The sequence below is a fragment of the Alkalibacterium thalassium genome (genome assembly GCF_900101165.1).
Lineage (GTDB): Bacteria > Bacillota > Bacilli > Lactobacillales > Carnobacteriaceae_A > Alkalibacterium > Alkalibacterium indicireducens.
Map to the genome: position 1 here is coordinate 19,770 of NZ_FNFK01000009.1, position 17,887 is coordinate 37,656.

18 protein-coding genes and 1 pseudogene are annotated in these 17,887 nt (G+C 44.8%); 11 read left to right on the forward strand and 8 right to left on the reverse strand.

Going from position 1 to position 17,887, the window contains the following annotated elements:
* Positions 1-81: 81 nt before the first annotated feature.
* Positions 82-981, reverse strand: a complete 900-nt coding sequence (locus tag BLR76_RS03700) for a glycine betaine ABC transporter substrate-binding protein (RefSeq protein ID WP_091265600.1) — start codon at positions 979-981, stop codon at positions 82-84.
* A gap of 437 nt (positions 982-1,418) precedes the next feature.
* On the opposite strand from BLR76_RS03700, the pseudogene BLR76_RS12330 reads away from it, so the two are divergent.
* A pseudogene (locus BLR76_RS12330) lies at positions 1,419-1,634 on the forward strand (aldo/keto reductase); the annotation flags it as partial.
* Entirely contained in the window at positions 1,620-2,081 is a 462-nt protein-coding gene (locus tag BLR76_RS12335; RefSeq protein ID WP_342706580.1) for an aldo/keto reductase, read from the forward strand. The pseudogene BLR76_RS12330 and the gene BLR76_RS12335, both read left to right, overlap by 15 nt.
* Positions 2,082-2,170: 89 nt before the next feature.
* Here the strand turns inward: BLR76_RS12335 and BLR76_RS03710 are convergent, their stop codons facing one another.
* A complete protein-coding gene (locus BLR76_RS03710; RefSeq protein WP_091265603.1) occupies positions 2,171-2,605 on the reverse strand; it encodes a GNAT family N-acetyltransferase in 435 nt (144 codons plus the stop codon).
* A 138-nt stretch (positions 2,606-2,743) separates the two neighbouring features.
* Between BLR76_RS03710 and BLR76_RS03715 the strand changes: the two genes are divergently transcribed.
* From BLR76_RS03715 to BLR76_RS03730, 4 genes are all read left to right on the forward strand, one after another.
* Positions 2,744-3,574 (forward strand): SMP-30/gluconolactonase/LRE family protein, encoded by an 831-nt coding sequence (locus BLR76_RS03715; RefSeq protein WP_176759597.1) that lies wholly within the window; start codon positions 2,744-2,746, stop codon positions 3,572-3,574.
* A 429-nt stretch (positions 3,575-4,003) separates the two neighbouring features.
* Positions 4,004-4,204 (forward strand): PLD nuclease N-terminal domain-containing protein, encoded by a 201-nt coding sequence (locus tag BLR76_RS03720; RefSeq protein WP_245683017.1) that lies wholly within the window; start codon positions 4,004-4,006, stop codon positions 4,202-4,204.
* Positions 4,204-5,121: an ABC transporter ATP-binding protein gene (locus BLR76_RS03725; protein WP_091265608.1), complete on the forward strand. Its 918-nt coding sequence runs from the start codon at positions 4,204-4,206 to the stop codon at positions 5,119-5,121. The genes BLR76_RS03720 and BLR76_RS03725 overlap by 1 nt, the downstream gene beginning before the upstream one ends.
* The gene (locus tag BLR76_RS03730; protein ID WP_091265610.1) at positions 5,118-5,885 is read left to right on the forward strand and encodes an ABC transporter permease subunit; all 768 of its coding nucleotides are present in this window, start codon (positions 5,118-5,120) and stop codon (positions 5,883-5,885) included. Before BLR76_RS03725 ends, BLR76_RS03730 begins: the two co-directional genes overlap by 4 nt.
* 140 nt (positions 5,886-6,025) lie before the next feature.
* Here BLR76_RS03730 and BLR76_RS03735 read toward each other — a convergent pair whose 3' ends face one another.
* Positions 6,026-6,529, reverse strand: coding sequence for a hypothetical protein (locus BLR76_RS03735; RefSeq protein ID WP_091265613.1), 504 nt, complete (start codon positions 6,527-6,529; stop codon positions 6,026-6,028).
* A gap of 172 nt (positions 6,530-6,701) precedes the next feature.
* On the opposite strand from BLR76_RS03735, the gene BLR76_RS03740 reads away from it, so the two are divergent.
* Positions 6,702-7,223 (forward strand): cupin domain-containing protein, encoded by a 522-nt coding sequence (locus BLR76_RS03740; protein ID WP_091265616.1) that lies wholly within the window; start codon positions 6,702-6,704, stop codon positions 7,221-7,223.
* An 89-nt stretch (positions 7,224-7,312) separates the two neighbouring features.
* Here BLR76_RS03740 and pulA read toward each other — a convergent pair whose 3' ends face one another.
* The 3 genes from pulA to BLR76_RS03755 form a co-directional block, all read right to left on the reverse strand.
* Complete coding sequence (gene pulA / locus BLR76_RS03745; RefSeq protein ID WP_091265619.1) at positions 7,313-9,298, reverse strand: type I pullulanase; 1,986 nt, start codon at positions 9,296-9,298, stop codon at positions 7,313-7,315.
* A 108-nt stretch (positions 9,299-9,406) separates the two neighbouring features.
* Entirely contained in the window at positions 9,407-10,000 is a 594-nt protein-coding gene (locus BLR76_RS03750) for a TVP38/TMEM64 family protein (protein WP_176759598.1), read from the reverse strand.
* An 84-nt stretch (positions 10,001-10,084) separates the two neighbouring features.
* On the reverse strand, positions 10,085-10,738 hold the full coding sequence (locus BLR76_RS03755) for a metal-dependent transcriptional regulator (protein ID WP_091265624.1): 654 nt from the start codon (positions 10,736-10,738) through the stop codon (positions 10,085-10,087).
* A gap of 170 nt (positions 10,739-10,908) precedes the next feature.
* Between BLR76_RS03755 and BLR76_RS03760 the strand changes: the two genes are divergently transcribed.
* Genes BLR76_RS03760 through BLR76_RS03775 form a run of 4 tightly spaced genes read left to right on the forward strand, consistent with a single transcriptional unit; the run spans position 10,909 to position 14,481 of the window.
* A complete protein-coding gene (locus tag BLR76_RS03760; protein WP_091265627.1) occupies positions 10,909-11,847 on the forward strand; it encodes a metal ABC transporter solute-binding protein, Zn/Mn family in 939 nt (312 codons plus the stop codon).
* A gap of 45 nt (positions 11,848-11,892) precedes the next feature.
* Entirely contained in the window at positions 11,893-12,648 is a 756-nt protein-coding gene (locus BLR76_RS03765) for a metal ABC transporter ATP-binding protein (protein ID WP_091265628.1), read from the forward strand.
* Positions 12,602-13,567, forward strand: a complete 966-nt coding sequence (locus tag BLR76_RS03770) for a metal ABC transporter permease (protein ID WP_245683018.1) — start codon at positions 12,602-12,604, stop codon at positions 13,565-13,567. The genes BLR76_RS03765 and BLR76_RS03770 overlap by 47 nt, the downstream gene beginning before the upstream one ends.
* A 5-nt stretch (positions 13,568-13,572) precedes the next feature.
* Entirely contained in the window at positions 13,573-14,481 is a 909-nt protein-coding gene (locus BLR76_RS03775) for a metal ABC transporter permease (RefSeq protein WP_091265630.1), read from the forward strand.
* A 169-nt stretch (positions 14,482-14,650) separates the two neighbouring features.
* Here BLR76_RS03775 and BLR76_RS03780 read toward each other — a convergent pair whose 3' ends face one another.
* The gene (locus tag BLR76_RS03780; protein WP_176759599.1) at positions 14,651-15,622 is read right to left on the reverse strand and encodes a LacI family DNA-binding transcriptional regulator; all 972 of its coding nucleotides are present in this window, start codon (positions 15,620-15,622) and stop codon (positions 14,651-14,653) included.
* A 128-nt stretch (positions 15,623-15,750) separates the two neighbouring features.
* Positions 15,751-17,886, reverse strand: coding sequence for an RNA degradosome polyphosphate kinase (locus BLR76_RS03785; RefSeq protein ID WP_091265633.1), 2,136 nt, complete (start codon positions 17,884-17,886; stop codon positions 15,751-15,753).
* Position 17,887: the final 1 nt, after the last annotated feature.

The window sequence follows — 17,887 nt, forward strand, 5'->3', positions numbered from 1 at the left end:
ACGGTACTATAGGAAAAGAGCTTAGAGTAAAGACTACAAGCTCTTTTCCTATAGGTTTGCTGTTTCAAGGCACTGAGTATCTTACTCAGTTTCGCCTGTCAGGTCTTCGATCGAATCGATATCCATATATTCTGGAACAACGAGTCCGATTACCGTGCCTTCCATGTTGACGCCCATATCGACAATATCGTCACCATACTGTTCAAGATATGCGCCTTGAGTTGTAGGTAGCCATGGTGCAACAGTTGCATCTACTTCACCTTGAGCAAGTGCCTGGAAAAGAATGGATGGATCGACATTTGATACAGTGACATCAAATCCATGTTCTTCAAGGATCTGTGAAATGACTTGTGAAGACGCACGTTCTGAATCCCAAGGGAATGACCCAAGTTCGATTGACTGCCCGTCCACTTCATCTATACCTTCGACCCAGCTGTCAGTGAGGTCACGATTCTCTTCGATCCAGTCTGATGCCGCTTCGTCAAACTCCATATCCTGTGCATCCAGCATGATCTGCTGCATATCATCGACTTCCCAAGAGAAGTTTTCCAGGATAGCGTACGCTTCAGGCATTTCTTCTTCAAAACCTATACGGGACATGGTGTGGACAAACTCGCTGTCGCCATAAATACCTTCAGGATCCTCAAGAAACTTCAAATCATACATCTCGAACTTATAGTGTGGGGTCCAGCCGGTAACGACTAGTGGTTCTTCATTTGCTATAGCCGAGTCAATCTGACCCATCATTCCTGCAGTTGAACTTGTTTCCAGCTCCCAGTCGCCCAGGTTATCATACGCGTTCAGAGCCTGTTCAGTTGTTTCGGTAATACCAGCACCAGGTTCTATACCAGTGATTGTGTAATCCAGCTGGTCGCCTATGCTGGCGTCTTCCCCGTTCTGTGCTGCATCGTCTCCACAAGCGGCCAGGAGTAGTCCGGCTGAAGCAAGAGAAACGAGTTTTAAAGGTGTTGATTTAATCATACGTGTTGTGTCCTCCATTAGTAATTTTAGTATTTCATGAAAATTTCATTGAATTTTCACTCCGCATATTACCGTAGCATAAATAGTTGTATGACGCAAAAATTGGCAGAACAGGAAGAATCTAATAGAAGAAAATTAATCGTCTAATCGGTATAACGTAAATAATTTAAGAAATTTATTAGAATTTTCTCATTTTGTAATTCTAACCGAAACTAATGGATCGTTTCTCATTTAATCGGGATGTTTGATAGTAGAAACTGGCGCTTCGATTAATGGAGGGGTATCATGAACAGGAAGGAAATGTTAAGGAGGGAATGCAGGTGAAGAAAAGACAGTTGGGAACTACTGGAATTAAGGTATCTGAAATAGGATTTGGTGCCTGGCAGTTAGGAAATGGAACAGACTGGTCCGAAATGAGTGACTGACAGGCAGTACGACTAGTTGATGTGGCATTGGACCAGGGATGCACTTTCTTTGATACGGCACCGAGATATGGGGGAGGCAAAATTGAAATCATCTTAGGTCAGGCTCTTTCAGGGAGACGGAACAAAGTTCTCATCAGCAGTAAGTGCGGGCATCAGGCTGATAAGGTGACAAATTTTGAACCGGGCGACTTGATTAAGTTAGTAGAAGACACATTGAAGCGCCTGAATACCGAATATCTGTACAGTACCGTTATCGAAGTGATGTTCAACAACCTTTATCAGGAACCTCTGGAACAGATGACTGCGGCTTATGATAAGGGAGTAGGACTGATAGTTAAAGTGCCGCTCGACTCGGGATGGCTGACCGGAAAGTATGATGCGGACAGTACATTTACAGGAGCAAGAAGCCGCTGGAGCAAATCGGATAGCGAATATGGAGGGGCGATAGTTGATAAAGTCCGAGGAGTTATTGGACCGGACGCCTCGATGATCGATGCAGCTCTTCAGTATATTCTTTCTTACCGGGAAACAGCGACGGTTATCCCGGGTATGCGGACGAGTGAGCAGGTTAGAGGAAATCTGTCAGCGGCTGATGTGCCTATGTCAGAAGAAATGAAGCAAACGCTGAGACAATTCTGGATAGAGGAAATTGAAGGCAAAGATTTTCCATGGTAAAGCAACTAAGTAATTGATTTAAGAGTCGCCAGAAAAAATACGGGCCCATATTCCTGAAAACAGGAATCAGACCCGAAAGTCCAGCCTGCCTAGGCGTCCGCATTCATTTTTACAAAAGCTAGGCCGCCGAGTTCATTTGAAGAGATAAACCCTAGAGATCGGTAAAAGGCCTTAGTTTCTTCGCTGTCGTCGGTCATCAGAACCGTCTGCCTGATATAGTCGAATGCTTCAAGCGTCGACTGCATCAGTTTACGACCGATTCCTGACCTCTGATAGTCAGGTCTGACCAGGATATCCTGGATATAGACAATCGATGCATGGTCGCTCACCACCCGGATCAGTCCTACAAGATGATCGCCATGCCAAGCGGACTCGTAATAGGCACTGCCGTCAAGTAGTCGAGCCATTTTGTCCGGATGATCAGTATAGCCGGTCCACTCGACACTGGCATATAGATCCGTCAGTACAGAAACGGATATCGGACTGTTTGTCTTGTATGTAATAACAGGATAATTTTTAGTCATATAAGCACTCCATTTCATATTATCATGATTTAACCTTAGTATACCTGGAAAAGAGTATAATAAAACAGAAAATTGAAGAAACAGATTGATTGGAATTGACAATATTACATGACACTATCAGCCGGAAGGATGTCACCAATGACTGAACAATTACAATATGAACCGGAACTAATTTTTTATGCCGGAAGTGCACTACTAGAAGGACCCGAATGGGATGAATCGAACCAGCAGCTGTATTTTATTTCCATATCAGATGGAATCATCTATCGTTTCAATCCGGAAACAACCGAATTGACTACTTACTTAACTGATGGCCCCGTCGGAGCAGCGGTTCTTGATAATGAAGGCAAGCTCTTGTCTGCTGAAAAAAGCGGGATCTACCGTATCGATCCGGAAACAGGAGAGCGGACATTTATCTGTCAGCCTAATAAGGATGATCGACTGCGTTACAATGACGGGAAACTGGACCCCAAAGGACGATTTTTCATTGGAACAATGGGTGATGAAGAAGTGATCGAAGGCGCTGCTGCTTTATATATTGTGGAGGGTTCGGAGTATAAGGAAGTCCTCGATGGCCTGACGATTGCCAATGGACTGGGCTGGTCTGAAGATGGGGCAACTTTCTATCATGTTGAATCGGGAGAGAAAATCGTCCGATCATTTGCGTTTGACATGGACACTGGTGAGCTGTCTGGCGAGAAAGTCCTGTTTGAAGTTACAGACGGGGGCACACCGGACGGGATGTGTGTGGATCTGGACGGACATTTATGGGTTGCAGAATACGGTGGAGGCAAGGCGTGCAAATGGCACTCCACTACTGGAGAGAAACTGATGGAAGTGCAGATGCCCGTGTCCAACGTCACATCGTGCTGTCTGGGAGGGAAAGAACGGGATCACCTCTATCTGACGACCGCAAAAGAAGAGGGCGAACCCTTATCAGGGGGACTGTTTAAAGTTCGTATCAGGTAAAAAAGATAATCGAATAAGCTAAAATCTGAAAGGCAAGGTCAAATCGTTAAGCGTTTGGTCACTCTAGAATCAAATCGATTGATTCCCGATACAGCACATCCTTTTATACTCTTTGAAGTAAAAGCGAGGAAGGCCGCCCAATTCAGGCAATCTTAAACGGTCTAGTCTACTGACTGTGTCGTAAGACGCGAAATCAGCCAGGCTAGCTCTCCTTAAAGCTGTGAGTTCGCCCAGGTCTAATACAAATTAATTATGAAAAATCCGGCTGAACTGAGCCGGATTTTTTTGTCCTCATAGTTCTTTAGTGACTCGGCTAAAGTCACTTGCTGAATATGGGAGATATAATCAATATACATCTGAAGTCCCTGTCTTTTTTGTGAAAAAAAGGGTAAACTTAAGCTGACTAATTCATTTGAAGGAGGAAAGCCCATGCAACTAATGACTGACTATTTTGCCATTCTGCTGCCTTTAATTATACTGCAGCTTATTCTACTGGTTACCGCAATTGTTCATCTGGTCAGGAATGACCGGCTGTCTCAATCAAATAAGATCATCTGGGCACTGGTGATCGTTTTCGTTAATATTATCGGCCCGATTATTTATCTGATTTTTGGAAGGAAAGAAGACTGATGGCCGTACTTGAAATTGAACAGCTCAAAAAGTCATATGGGACACAGAACGTGCTTGATGGTGTCACTTTTTCAGTAGACAGCGGGTCAGTTTACGGCTTTATCGGGAAAAATGGTGCAGGGAAAACGACAACAATGACGATTGCTCTGGGTCTGCTTAAACCAGACGAAGGAACGGTCAGAATCAATGGTGAACCGGTGACATATGGGGATACAAAAACCAACAAATATGTAGGTTATCTGCCGGATGTGCCCGAGTTCTACCCGTTCCTGACTGCCGGAGAATACATGACGTTGTGCGCCGATGTCAGTGGTCTCGACAAGAAAGAGAGCAAGAAGAAGATAAGTGAGCTCCTTGAAATGGTCGGTCTGGAAAACAACAAAAAGCGAATACGGAACTATTCTAGAGGGATGAAACAGAGACTCGGAATAGCGCAGGCGCTTATCAATGATCCGATTCTGCTGATCTGTGATGAACCGACGTCTGCACTGGATCCAATCGGAAGGCAGCAGCTGTTGACTGTCCTTAAAAAAGTGAAGGAAAAGACCACAGTCATCTTTTCGACCCACATACTCACAGATGTTGAAGCAGTTTGTGACAAAGTGGCAATACTGAACAACGGAAAAATCGTCAAGCAAGGCTCAGTGGAACAACTGAAAGCAGAAGTGAAAACCAATCAGTGGACGGTGGTTCTGGAAACTGAAGAAGAAGCAGGAAGAGTGGCAGAAGCACTCGAAATACACCCGGAATTGCTGCCGGCCAAACAGACAGGCGTCAAAGTTGAAGGGACATCAGAGTCCGCAGCAGATGCCATGAGTATTATTCTGAATTGTCTTCATACTCTATCTGTCATACCAGTAAGAGTGGAACGCAAGGAGCCGACTATGGAAGAAGTGTTTATGGAGGCGATCAGATGAGAGGCTATGGCGCATTTATTCAGAAAGAAATAAGAGAAAACAGCCGGAATTATAAGTTCTTCATTCTGGGCATCATTTTTGCGATAGTGGGCCTGCTGAGTCCGTTGAGTGCGCGATTTCTACCGGAGTTGATGGAAACTCTGATGGATGAAAATATAACGATCATTCTTGCCGAGCCGACTTACATCGATTCATGGCTTCAGTTCTTCTCCAATATCAATCAGATCGCGCTAGTCGCTTTCGTCCTGGTATTCAGTCCGGTGATGGCAAAGGAATATGAAAAAGGAACCTTCATTCATATGGTCACTAAAGGCTTGCCGCGCCTGACGATTTACGGGGCTAAGCTGACCGTTCTGCTGCTCAGCTGGACGATCTTTTATCTTATCAGCTTCCTGATCACCCGGGCTTATACGCTCTATTACTTTCCGGAAGGGACAAGTGAGGGCCTGTTCATCTCGGTAGGGAGTCTCTATTTGTTCGGTCTTCTGATCATCAGTCTCCTTATGCTCTCAGGCGTCCTGTTCAGGAACAGCTATGCGCCACTCCTGGCTGTTGGCGGAGGAGTTGCCGTGTTATTTATTGGAAGTATCTTTCCAGTAATCGAAAGATGGAGTCCGCTCCAGCTTGCCACTAGAAACGTTGAAGTCCTCACCCTTCAGTCAACGGATCCGGCCTTCACTCGTGGAGCGATCATCACGCTTATGATAACCGTCATGTTCATCATAACAGGTGGCCTTGTCTTCAGACGAAAAGCTTTACAGTAACTAATGAAATAGATAATAATTCAGAAAAATGAACACCTCCCGATCCGAAGCAGACCTTATAAATGGCCTGTCAGGATCGGGAGGTGTTTTTATTGGTCGCACAGAAACTGATCAGAATATGAGCAGGATCGTACCATACATCATGTAAACTGAGCGAAGATATCCAAGCCCAAAGGCGACTCGCCTTCTACAGCTTGTTCTGTTTCACGATCGTACTCAAGATAAGGGCCGCCGGTCACGTAGACAAAAGCAGTCAGCAGATGTTTAGACTGATACTCCTGAATGGCTTTTGCCTTTTCTTCTGGAACGAAACCGATCGGTGAACCTTCGACGACGACCAGAATACGGTCTTTTTCTTTTACGTTAAAATCAACATTTACCGTCGTAATGCTTTCGTACTTGTAGACGCGTTTACTCAATGCTGTCATGTCTTCCAAGGTTCTGCCGTTATAGTAGTTCTTGAACGGATCTTCTTCTACCATTTTAGCTACGACAGTGTCTATAGTTGACTCGTCAGCCTTCAGTTCGTGTGCAGTCAGTTTGGCTTCATATTTGACAGTAATCTGATCCGTTTCTTCATTACTGACCGGTTCGCTGCTGGAAGCCGGTTTGTTTTTACCTTTAAAAAAATCAAATAGTCCCATGATGATCCCCTTTCTAAAATTACCTTTTCTTTATCTAAGAATACTGAAAGTGCCAATAATAGTCAATTTTATACATATCACTTAAAGACTCAAAACGTATGAGTTGCAGTTTGAAGACACGTTTGCCACACTGAAGTGTAGAAGATATAACTCATTTAAGGAGGTTTAATGCATGGTCGAAACTCATCGGTTTAAAGAACAGTCTCCTTTTCCTAATCACCCTTTACCAGTGATTATTTATCCGAAAGCTGTGGAGGAAGTCATTCAGGATTATTCCAATCCTGGTGAAGCAGTCAAATCATTTTTTTCTGAAAATGGCTATACGAACGGATGGGTGAATGGGATCTATGATTTTCATCATTTTCATTCAAACACACATGAGGTTCTTGGCTGCGTGTCCGGAAGAGCGACTGTTCAGCTTGGCGGGCCACATTCGAATGAATTTACTGTAGAGGCCGGAGATGTCATGCTTCTCCCAGCTGGGGTTGCACACAAACTGCTGACATCTACTGATGATTTTCAAGTGGTCGGCGCTTATCTAAATGGTGAAAGTCCGGACCTTCAACGCGGAGATGCTGTCGATTACGAGCATGTAAAACAGAGGTGTTACGACATACCCGTTCCGGAGACAGACCCCGTAAGTGGTGAAAGTGGAGCAGTTCAGAAGTACTGGGCCCTATCTACGGATGAGTAGAAAAAAATGAAAAAGCCGATGTCTTATAAGTTGAGAAAGAGCTCATCTTATCACAGACATCGGCTTTTTTTATCAATGGTATAAGGTGATCAGCTAACCAGAATCAAAACTTCTCTCGGGTTGATGATGAGTTTATTGCCGGTGATCGTTCCCAGAGGAGCTAGTCCGGCGGTGTGACGATTGGCAATGATCGTCCATTCTTTAGGCAGCGGGTAGCTGCTTCTCAGTTCAACCCGGTCGGGCTGCTGGTTGGAGTTCACCACAACAGCCATCATCGACCAGTCACCTTCCCCTGTAGTGTTTGGGATCGTATAGGCTAGAAGGTTTTCTGTCAGCTGTGAGAAGAAAACGGCGTCGCCAGTCTGATTCGTGTCATCCCGGAGTGGAGCGTACGCCTTTCTGATAGCAATCATGCCTTTATAGTAGTTGACAAGGTCGATATGCTCATAGGTGCGTGTCCAGTCAAGAAGATTGATGTCGATGGATGAACGGTAACTATTGTCATCGCCATATTTAGTCCGACCCCATTCCTCACCAGCCTGCATGAAGACACCGCCAAGAGAGGAATACAGCAACGCGGCGTTCAGTTTGTTCATCTGAATAAGATCCAGATTTCGCTCGTAAGCAGGTTTCTTAAGAGTAGATGCCACCAGTTTGTCATAGAGAGTCAGATTATCGTGAGCAGATGCATAGGTCACGACCTGACTTGGATTACGTGCCCACTGCTTTTCATCCGGCAGACGGAAACGGCCCACATCGGACTGAGTGTTAGCCAGAATACTGGCAATCAGATCATTCGTCGCATAGGCGCTGTCTTCATGTCCGTTGGCTCCCTGCAGAAAGCCACCTTTATGGGCTTCAAAGACAGGACCTTTGACCGCATCGCGGAATTCATCATTAAATATGGCTATGCCGTCCTCGAAATCACCGATATGGTATTTATCAGCAGGTTTATTAGGCTCATAAATAGCCACACTACCAGCATTCCAAGGTTCTCCGTATAGAATGACGTCACTATGGCCTCTTTCATTCAAAGTCCTTCTTAGCTTATTTATGGTATCGACATCGTGCAGGCCCATGAGATCAAAACGAATGCCGTCGATATGATATTCTTCCACCCAGTATACAATGGAATCAATGATGTACTTGCGCATCATTTTCCGTTCGCTCGCCGTTTCGTTCCCGCATCCTGATCCGTTGGATAAGGCCCCGTCCGATTCCTGACGATAATAGTAGTCAGGTACAGTCAGCTGGAACCAGGAATCGTCAAATGTAAAGGTATGGTTGTACACCACATCCAGGACCACACCGATCCCCTTCTTATGAAGACTGGCGACCATTTCTTTGAATTCTCTGATTCGACTGAGTGGATCGGCTGGATCAGATGCGTATTTGCCTTCAGGGACCATATAGTTCTTTGGGTCATATCCCCAGTTGTATGCAGGAGAAGTTTCGTCATTTTCATAATCGAAAGCAGGGAGGAGGTGAACATAATTGATTCCCAGCGCGCTCAGATAAGGCAATCCTGCGGGCTGGTCAGGCTGATCATTGACATGGACTTGATCATCAGTAAAAGCCAAATATTTTCCTCTGTGTTCTTTTTTAAACGTTGCTGATTCATCGCTTGAAAAGTCTTCGACATGAACTTCCCATATCATGGCATCAGTGATTCGTGACACTCGCTCGAAATGATCTTCTGACCATCCCTCTGGATCCGTTTCTGCTAAATCAATGACTGCCGACTTGTTTCCGTTCAAGCCGACTGCTCTGCTGTAGATATCTGCTGTCTCGGTTTCAACGCCATCGTGAATAAATGAATACGTATAAAATAATCCCTTCAGGTCCTCATTGACCGTCAGTTCCCAGACTGTGTCTTCCAGAGACATCTCGATCTGTCGGGACGATGTGTCTGCGTCAGCTGAGTCGTACAGATTGACCCAGGCCTGTTCAGCAAGAGGGGACCAGACCTTGAACGTAGAGGAAGCGGCTGTATAGGTCAGGCCCAGATCATCCTGACTGTAGCGGTTATCTTCGAGATAGGGAATGCGTTTTTCTAACGGTTGACTGCTGTTCATAGTAACAATCCTTTCTTTCTACTTATTATAAAGTATACCATGTAGATCAATGGTCAATTTAAAAGAATGATAAAAGGGCTTTCCAGCACGCTCTACCATTCTTTCAAACTATATGATGCCGATGAGTTCCAGAAGGGTCGTCCATCCAAGACTGTATAAGGCAATTGATAATGGTTTGCCCAGAAGGATGATGACTGAGACTTTTAAAACGGACATATTGGATAGACCGGCAAGGTAACAGACCACATTATCAGGCGCAAACGGGAGAAATATGACGGTGGTAAAAAAGCGTTCGAATGTCTTGCCGTTTTTTAGTTTATCTTCGTATTTTTGAATCCTGTTTTGACTGACCAGTTTTTCAAGAGCCGAGTGACCGTAACGTCTTACAATGAGAAACGCCAGAATTGAAACAATACTTATGCCGATATAATTATAGAGAACACCTATGAATGGTCCATATAAAATAACTCCTGCCGCTACGGTAATAGCTGAAGGAAGAAGCGGAAGGAAAATCTGCAGAATCTGAAGCAGGATAAATATAGCTACTGAAAATCGTCCAAAACCATGAACGTAGGCTACAAAATCTTCCCGTGAGTTGAACACGCCACCCTGCCATGCAAAATAAATAAGTATGACAGACAGGCACAAGCCGATGAGGCTCAACAGATCGATCCATTCCAGTTTACGATGCAGCTTTTCCACACAACTTCCTTCTTTCCAGAGTATACTGCTTATATTTTATCAGGGAACTAAAAAAACGCTCATAAGAACGCTTTTGTCAGTCGATCATTCGATTATGTCTACAAAGATTTTAAATGCTGCCTTATGTCCGATGACTGTCTTTTCGCCAGCCGATGTCTCAAGAGTCAATGGGCCATCATACGGTTCGATTTCAGCCAAGGTGTATTCTTTGCCTAAGTGAACCTTTTTATACAGCAGATATTCCAGAAAGTCTTCCTGATCATCGACTTCCTGTATTTTGAACCGGTCACCGACTTTGCACTCAATGAGCGGTGTAGAATGTATTTCCGGGACTGTCCCGTCCTGATTCGGGATCACTCCGCCGTGAGGATCAAATGTCGGTTCCTCCAGAAATATATTAAGGCGTTCGATCAGAAGATCAGAAGACACATGTTCCAGAAGGTCGGCATCCGCATGGACTTCATTCCAGTCGTACCCCAGTTTTTCTGCAAGAAACACTTCCCAGATCCGGTGTTTCCTAATAAGCTGATTAGCAATAAGCAGGCCTTTTTCAGTAAGCATGACGCCCTGGTAAGGCAGGTGTGTGATGAGCTCTTCCTTGAGCAGACGTGTATTCATATCTGTCACAGATGCTGCAGAAATCGAAAGCATCCGGACCAGGTCTTTATTGGTCACGACCTTTTCTTTTCCACCAAGTTCAAAAATTGCTTTAATAAAATCCTCTTTATTGGGTGTCATCGTTATACCCCTCTATCTTTTTCATTTCTATAAAAGTGTACCACATTTATCAGTTTCTAATCAAAGGGGTATTTAATTTTCGTTTCATGGTTGACTGAAATTATTTTTTAGGGTAGACTAAAAATAGTTAAAGTAAAATAACACTATTTGTATAGAAGGAGATAGATATAATGAAATGGGTAAAAGGATTAGCATTAATGGCAGGTGTCGTGTCACTGGCGGCATGCGGAAATGAACAGACAGATGAGGTTTCAGAAGATAATCCATTGAACGTTGTGGCAACTACATCAATGATCGCCGATCTAATGGAGACAATCGGTGGAGAAAAAGTGTCAGTAGAAGGTCTGATGGGTCCCGGAGTCGATCCGCATGAGTACCAGCCGTCCACATCTGATGTAAATGCCATGCAAGAAGCAGACATTGTCGCGTATAATGGATTAATGCTTGAAGCAGGTTTTGTGGAAGCCTTTGAACAGTTGGATGAAAGAGGAGTCTCTACCATCGTCATGGCAGATGCCTTGAATGAAGGAGATCTTCTCGTTCCGGAAGAAGATGAAGAGGATCTGGAGTATGATCCGCACATCTGGTTCAGCGTTTCTCATTGGGAAACAATCACAACTTATGTGGCAGACCAGCTGAGTGAAAAAGATCCGGACAATGAAGACTATTACCAGGCGAATGCGGAGGCGTATTTAGTTGAACTGGGAGAATTAAGAACGTATATTGAAGAAAGAATTGAAGAAGTACCGGAACAGTCCCGTTATCTGGTGACGGCACATGATGCGTTTCAGTATTTTGGGGAAGAATTTAATTTTGAAGTGGTCGGTCTGCAGGGATTGAATACACAGACAGAAGCGGGAACTGGAGACATCAGTCAGCTCGCGGACTTCCTGGTAGATAACGAGATCAATGCGGTATTCGTTGAAAGTTCTGTTTCACCAAGAAATATCGAAGCGCTGATCGAAGCAGCCGGAAGCAGAGGTCACGAGGTAGTCAATGCCGGAGAACTGTATTCCGATGCATTAGGCAGTGAAGAAGACGATGCAGAAACCTACATTAAAATGTACCGTGCCAACATTGATACGATCGTTGACGGTCTGGCTGACTAAGTTCAGCTGAGTACAGCAGGTTTTTAACAGAAAGAAGGAACAGGTGTGGATGATAAACAGGCAATTTCAATCGAACATTTGACGGTCGCTTATGATGCGAGACCGGTCTTGTGGAATATTACCACAGGATTTAAAGAAGGCCGTCTCACGGCGATCATTGGACCAAATGGAGCAGGAAAGTCGACTCTGATCAAATCAGTATTGAATTTTCTTCAACCTATCACTGGGACAGTAGCCTTTTCCATACAGAATGAACAGAATGTTCCTTACAAGAAAATAAAAAATAAAGTAGCCTATGTCCCTCAGAATACTTCAGTCGACTGGGACTTCCCAGCTACCGTTCTGGATGTCGTTCTGATGGGCAGATATGGCCACTTAGGCTGGCTGAAACGACCAGGAAAGAGAGATAAAGATTTATCAAAACAGATGCTTTTAAAAGTCGGGCTGCCGACTTTTGCCTCCCGTCAGATCAGTCAGCTGTCTGGCGGTCAGAGGCAGCGTGTGTTCCTGGCACGTGCGCTGGCTCAGGAAGCGGATATATATATAATGGATGAACCGCTCTCGGGTGTTGACATGAAAACTGAACGCATCATCATGAAACTTCTGAAAAAACTGGTTGAGCAGGGCAAGACCGTTATTGTCGTTCATCACGACTTGCAGACGGTTGAAGACTATTTTGACGACGTGGTGTTCATTAATCGCGAAGTCATTGCTCAAGGGCCAGTTCAAGAGGCGTTTACTCAAGGAAATATTGATGAAACTTATCATCAGGATCGAAACCTGGGAGAAGGTGAAGGCTGATATGCTGGAACAGATCAGATTGCTGCTGAATGACTACACGTTTCAAGTCGTTGCTTTAGGCACCGGCTTCTTAGGGCTGTTAAGCGGAGTGATCGGAACCTATGCGACATTAAGAAAAGAAAGTCTGCTTGGGGATGCATTGAGTCACGCTGCCTTACCCGGAATTGGGATCGGCTTTATTCTTATACAAAGAAAAGAACTGTCTGTACTGATGCTTGGGGCAATCATTTCAGGATTGATCGCTACGGTGATTATTCAGACTATGAGCAGGAAGACCGTGGTCAAACTCGACAGTGCCTTGTCACTGATCCTGTCCAGCTTCTTTGGTCTGGGTCTCGTCATCCTGACTTCGATACAGAATAATCCGAATGCTCAACAGGCTGGACTAAGCAACTTTATTTTCGGGCAGGCGAGCGCTATGCTTCGAAGCAATGTCCAGTTGATCGGTCTGACCGGACTGGTCCTGCTCGTTCTGGTAGCATTGTTCTGGAAGGAATTTAAAGTATTTACATTTGATCCGATGTTTGGACGGACATTAGGCTTCTCAAGTAAGATCGTTGAATCCCTGTTGTCGACAATGATTGTTGTAACCATTATTTTAGGACTGGAGTCAGTAGGGGTCATCCTGATCAGCGCATTGCTGACCGGTCCATCAGTAGCCGCCCGTCAGTGGACGAACCGGTTGAGTCTGGTCATGCTGCTGGCAGCAGGTATTGGATTTGTTTCCGGTGTGACGGGAACATTTATCAGCTCTATGGGGGCTCGAATACCAACAGGGCCATCGATCGTAGTCGTTGTCAGTATGTTCGTGTTCCTCAGCCTCTTTATATCTCCCGGAAGGGGAATACTGGCTAGACACATGGCCTACAGAAAGAGGCAGAAAGTATTTATGAAACAGATCAGAAGTCTGGAGGAGTGAGCGCGATGAGCATGATCAATGAAATAACCCTGATAGCAATTATTGTTGCCGTCGCCTGTGCGCTTCCAGGTGTCTTTCTGGTGCTGAGAGGAACCACAATGGTATCCGATGCAATCACACATACAGTTCTGCTCGGAATCGTTCTGGCCTTCTTCATTACACAGGATCTGAACTCGCCTCTTTTGATGATTGGAGCTACGCTTGTCGGGGTGGCGACGGTCTGGGCAATAGAAGCGCTCCAGCAGACTAAGCTCTTGTCCAACGATGCCGCTATCGGTATTGTTTTTCCATTATTTTTCAGTATAGCGATCATTTTGATTACACGCTATGCCGGAAACGTTCATTTGGATGTAGATTCAGTCTTGATGGGGGAACTGGCCTTTGCGCCTTTCAGACGTCTGATGTTCTTCGGTTTAGATGTAGGACCGAGAGCGCTCTGGACAATGCTGGTCATCCTGCTGATCAACAGTCTCTTTATTGGATTGTTCTATAAAGAGCTGAAAATCACAACGTTTGATGCAGGCTTTGCTGCAGCAATAGGGTTCTCACCGGTACTCATCCACTATGGGCTGATGACCCTTGTGTCTCTGACTGCCGTTGGCGCCTACGATTCAGTAGGATCCATTCTGGTTGTGGGATTCATGGTCGGTCCTCCGCTGGCGGCCTTTCTACTGACAAACAAGCTGCATGTCATGATTGGTCTGACAGCTGTAATGGCAGTGATCAACAGTATAGCAGGAGTGCGGCTGGCTTTTATGCTTGATACGACGATTGCGGGAATGATTGCTGTGGTGACAGGAGTCACAACTTTACTTGTTTTTGTCTTTTCTCCGGAAAAAGGACTGATTAAAGCTACGGTCAACCGAAAAAGAGAGCAGAAGAAAATCGAACAGCGTCTTCAGGAGATAAAATAATAAGATTGGTCGGTAGGAAAATATCTTAAAGAAGCAAAATAAATCTGGATCATGAGTCCCTGCTGTTATGGGTCAGGGCTGCTCATGCTCCAGATTTTTTATATTTATAGTGAGTCGAGGGATTAACTGTTAACGTCTTGAGGCTGAACGGCATGCGAAGCTTTTATTATTATAGCGTCGTTTTTCGTTTGATGAGCTTGAATGACAAGGGCTTTAACTCATCGACGGGCTGATTTAATGTCTGAAGAAGCAGACGGCAGGCGTTTTTCCCCTGTTCCTCGATCGAATAATCGATAGTAGTCATATCCATCACATCGCTGACATCCAAGTTATCGAATCCAATGACGGATACATCTTCAGGTACACGAATTCCTTTCCTTCTAAGTCGGGAAACGACAAGCGCTGCAATGGAATCGGAATGAGTGACCACTGCATCAGGTTTGACTTCAGTTGATTCGTACCATCTGATAAAGTCATCGACTTTTTCAGATGTGACTGTATCAATGAAGAGGTCAGGATTATGCGGATCGATCTGATGGTCTCTGCAGAAGTCTGTATAGGCATCGATCCGCCGATGGGTGTTGAGCCCTTTAGGTGTCCCGTATAAATTGAGGATTTGACGGCATCCGGTTTCCCACAGATAGTCTAGAGCGAGGCGATGTCCCTTATAATGATCGATGAAGACAGAAGGAATCTGTTCAGAATCGACATTGTGTAAGGTGACAACTGGACCAAAGGAAGCATATTTTTCCAGAACAGACCAGTCATTGGCACGGTAAATCAGGAAAATGCCGTCCAGCTGCTTAGATTTCAGCAGGTCAAAAGCTTCCCTTTCTCTTTTCTTATCCCCATTTGTAACGAAGAGGGTCGTTGTATAGCCGTTCGCGTAAGCAGTAGAGATAAATGAATTGATTCGGGCTACTGCAGTATCATTGAACTGTGTACTGATGATCCCGAAGTTTTTAGTTGATCCTGTTCTCAGATGCTGGGCATTTTTGTTTGGGCTGTAGTTCAGCTGCTCAATGGCATCTTCTACTTTACGTCGGGTCTCTTCACCAACATATCCGCTAGAATTGATGACGCGGGAAACAGTAGCGGATGACACCCCAGCGTGTCGGGCAATATCCAATATCGTTGGCATTCGTGCACCTTCTTTCCTTGCATTCATTATATCAGATATTCTTTAGGCTTGTGAAAATGAAAAAACTGCCCGTCATATATCCTGGAGAATCTTGAGCTCCATGGTACATGACGAGCAGATGTAAAGTGTTATCGGCTGAAGAGCGCGGATAAGTAAGTGAGCCATTTATTTAAAGAAGTATGATCTTCTTTAATTTTTTCCTGTTCACTGCTGATGGACAGGAGTTCATTTTGAGCATGAACAGGTTTGCCACTTAGTGAAGCTTTTTTATAAAACCCGTCACTAGTCAATATCCAGGCTTTCGTATTGTCATAGAGATAAAGCTTGAGAATAGAGAGAATGTGAGATTTCAAAGGTGGTTCCAGTACTGGAAAAGCTATCTCGACGCGCTTAATCATATTTCTTGTCATCATATCGGCGGAAGAGAGGTAGAGGTTTTCCTCGCCATTATGATAGAAGTAATAGACTCGGCTGTGTTCAAGAAAACGACCCACAATACTTCTCACCGTAATGTTTTCACTTACACCAGGAATACCTGGAATCAGACAGCAGATCCCTCTGACGATCAGCTCGATTCTGACCCCTGCCTGACTGGCTTCATACAGTTTAAGCAGCATTTTCTTGTCGGTCAATGAATTCATTTTAGCAATGATATGGCCGTTTCCGTATCTTGTGTGCAGCTTGATTTCCTTTTCAATATTTTCAATGAATGCATCCCTGATATCAAAAGGGGAGACATGCAGATAGTGATAGTCGGGCTGTTCCGAATACCCGCTCAGATAATTGAAGAAATCGAAGACATCCTGAGTGATTTCATTATTCGATGTAATAAGACCCATGTCCGTATAGAGTCTAGCAGTCTGTTCATTATAGTTTCCGGTCCCAAGATGGACATAACGCCTGAACCCGTCCGTCTCTTTTTTTATGACCAGAGTGGCCTTGCTGTGGGTCTTCAAACCTTTTACACCATATAATATATGAGCACCGGCTTCTTCCAGCTCCTTGGCCCAGTGGACATTATTTGCTTCATCGAACCGTGCTTTCAGTTCTACAAGAACAGTCACCTGGATGCCTTTTTTTGCTGCGTTCTTCAAAGCTTCAACTAAAGGGGAATTATCGCTGACCCTGTATAGAGTCTGCTTGATGGAGACTGTCCGGTCGTCTTCGGCTGCTTCCTTGACAAAGGAGATGATCGGATCAAAAGCATCAAAAGGATGATGGAAAAACAGATCCTTTTTTCTTGCCAGCGCATAGACTGACTGCTTTTTCAGCTCAGCTGGATAGTTTGGCTCAAATGGCTTGAAGGATTCTGTTATCCCTTGCTCCTTCAAAAGAGGGATGACTTCACTTAAAAAAGTCAGATCCAGCGGGCCATTCAGGGTATAGATATCCCGCTGCTTGATAGATAGAGCCTTTTTAAGCAAGGCCACGTCCTCATTAACTGAAACTGCACTCTCTCTCCGGTCGATTTCGAGCCTCACAGCCATTCCGTTTTTACGTTTCTCCAGATAGTCTTCAATGGCCGAAAGCAAGTCATCTGCGCCGTCTTCCTGAATCTCCAGATCGGCATTTCGTGTAATACGGAAAGTGAAGGAGTACGTGACATCGTAGCCTTTGAAGAGGTCAGACAAAAACGAATAAATCAGGTCTTCGATCAGCAAGAGATAGGTATGCTCGTTGTTGTGAACAGCATACACCCTGGACAGTCGTTCCGGAACTGGCACGATGGCTATGAACGGCTCACCGGACCGCTTCAGTTTGACGAACAAGTGCAATACTCCATCGCTCAGATGAGGAAACGGACGATAGGCATCGATGCCGTAAGGAGTGATAGCCGGCTTGATTTCTCTTTCGAAGATGGCTTGGGCCTTATTTTTATCACTTTCGTTCAGTTCCCAAACTGATTTGAAATAAAGCCCCTTTTCATTCAGCTGCTTTCTTTTAAGGTCAAACAGATCATACTGGCGGCGCACATTGATCCGGTTTTTCTTAGTGATCTCCTGAAGCTGCTTTTTAGGCGACCACATCTTTTTCGTGTCCGGTTCTTCAACCCCCATTTTCTCCTGATCCTGAAGTCCCGCGACCCTTACTTTATAGAACTCATCCAGGTTTGATGCCCCAATGGATAAAAAAGTCAGCTGCTCCAATATAGGATTGGCAGGATCGTTCGCTTCTTCAACGACACGGGCATTAAAATCGAGCCAGGACAGCTCTCTGTTCTGGAAGTAAATCGGATCATCAATCAAGATTTCTCTACTGCTCATA

Excerpts from the sequence above, each read along its gene's own strand:
- BLR76_RS03785 (WP_091265633.1), bottom strand. The coding sequence starts at position 17,886 with ATGAGCAGTAGAGAAATCTTGATTGATGATCCGATTTACTTCCAGAAC.
- BLR76_RS03710 (WP_091265603.1), bottom strand. The coding sequence starts at position 2,605 with ATGACTAAAAATTATCCTGTTATTACATACAAGACAAACAGTCCGATA.
- BLR76_RS03700 (WP_091265600.1), bottom strand. The coding sequence starts at position 981 with ATGATTAAATCAACACCTTTAAAACTCGTTTCTCTTGCTTCAGCCGGA.
- BLR76_RS03775 (WP_091265630.1), top strand. The coding sequence starts at position 13,573 with ATGAGCATGATCAATGAAATAACCCTGATAGCAATTATTGTTGCCGTC.
- pulA (WP_091265619.1), bottom strand. The coding sequence starts at position 9,298 with ATGAACAGCAGTCAACCGTTAGAAAAACGCATTCCCTATCTCGAAGAT.
- BLR76_RS03740 (WP_091265616.1), top strand. The coding sequence starts at position 6,702 with ATGGTCGAAACTCATCGGTTTAAAGAACAGTCTCCTTTTCCTAATCAC.
- BLR76_RS03720 (WP_245683017.1), top strand. The coding sequence starts at position 4,004 with ATGCAACTAATGACTGACTATTTTGCCATTCTGCTGCCTTTAATTATA.
- BLR76_RS03770 (WP_245683018.1), top strand. The coding sequence starts at position 12,602 with ATGAAACTTATCATCAGGATCGAAACCTGGGAGAAGGTGAAGGCTGAT.
- BLR76_RS03715 (WP_176759597.1), top strand. The coding sequence starts at position 2,744 with ATGACTGAACAATTACAATATGAACCGGAACTAATTTTTTATGCCGGA.
- BLR76_RS03730 (WP_091265610.1), top strand. The coding sequence starts at position 5,118 with ATGAGAGGCTATGGCGCATTTATTCAGAAAGAAATAAGAGAAAACAGC.
- BLR76_RS03735 (WP_091265613.1), bottom strand. The coding sequence starts at position 6,529 with ATGGGACTATTTGATTTTTTTAAAGGTAAAAACAAACCGGCTTCCAGC.
- BLR76_RS03755 (WP_091265624.1), bottom strand. The coding sequence starts at position 10,738 with ATGACACCCAATAAAGAGGATTTTATTAAAGCAATTTTTGAACTTGGT.
- BLR76_RS03760 (WP_091265627.1), top strand. The coding sequence starts at position 10,909 with ATGAAATGGGTAAAAGGATTAGCATTAATGGCAGGTGTCGTGTCACTG.
- BLR76_RS03725 (WP_091265608.1), top strand. The coding sequence starts at position 4,204 with ATGGCCGTACTTGAAATTGAACAGCTCAAAAAGTCATATGGGACACAG.
- BLR76_RS03780 (WP_176759599.1), bottom strand. The coding sequence starts at position 15,622 with ATGCCAACGATATTGGATATTGCCCGACACGCTGGGGTGTCATCCGCT.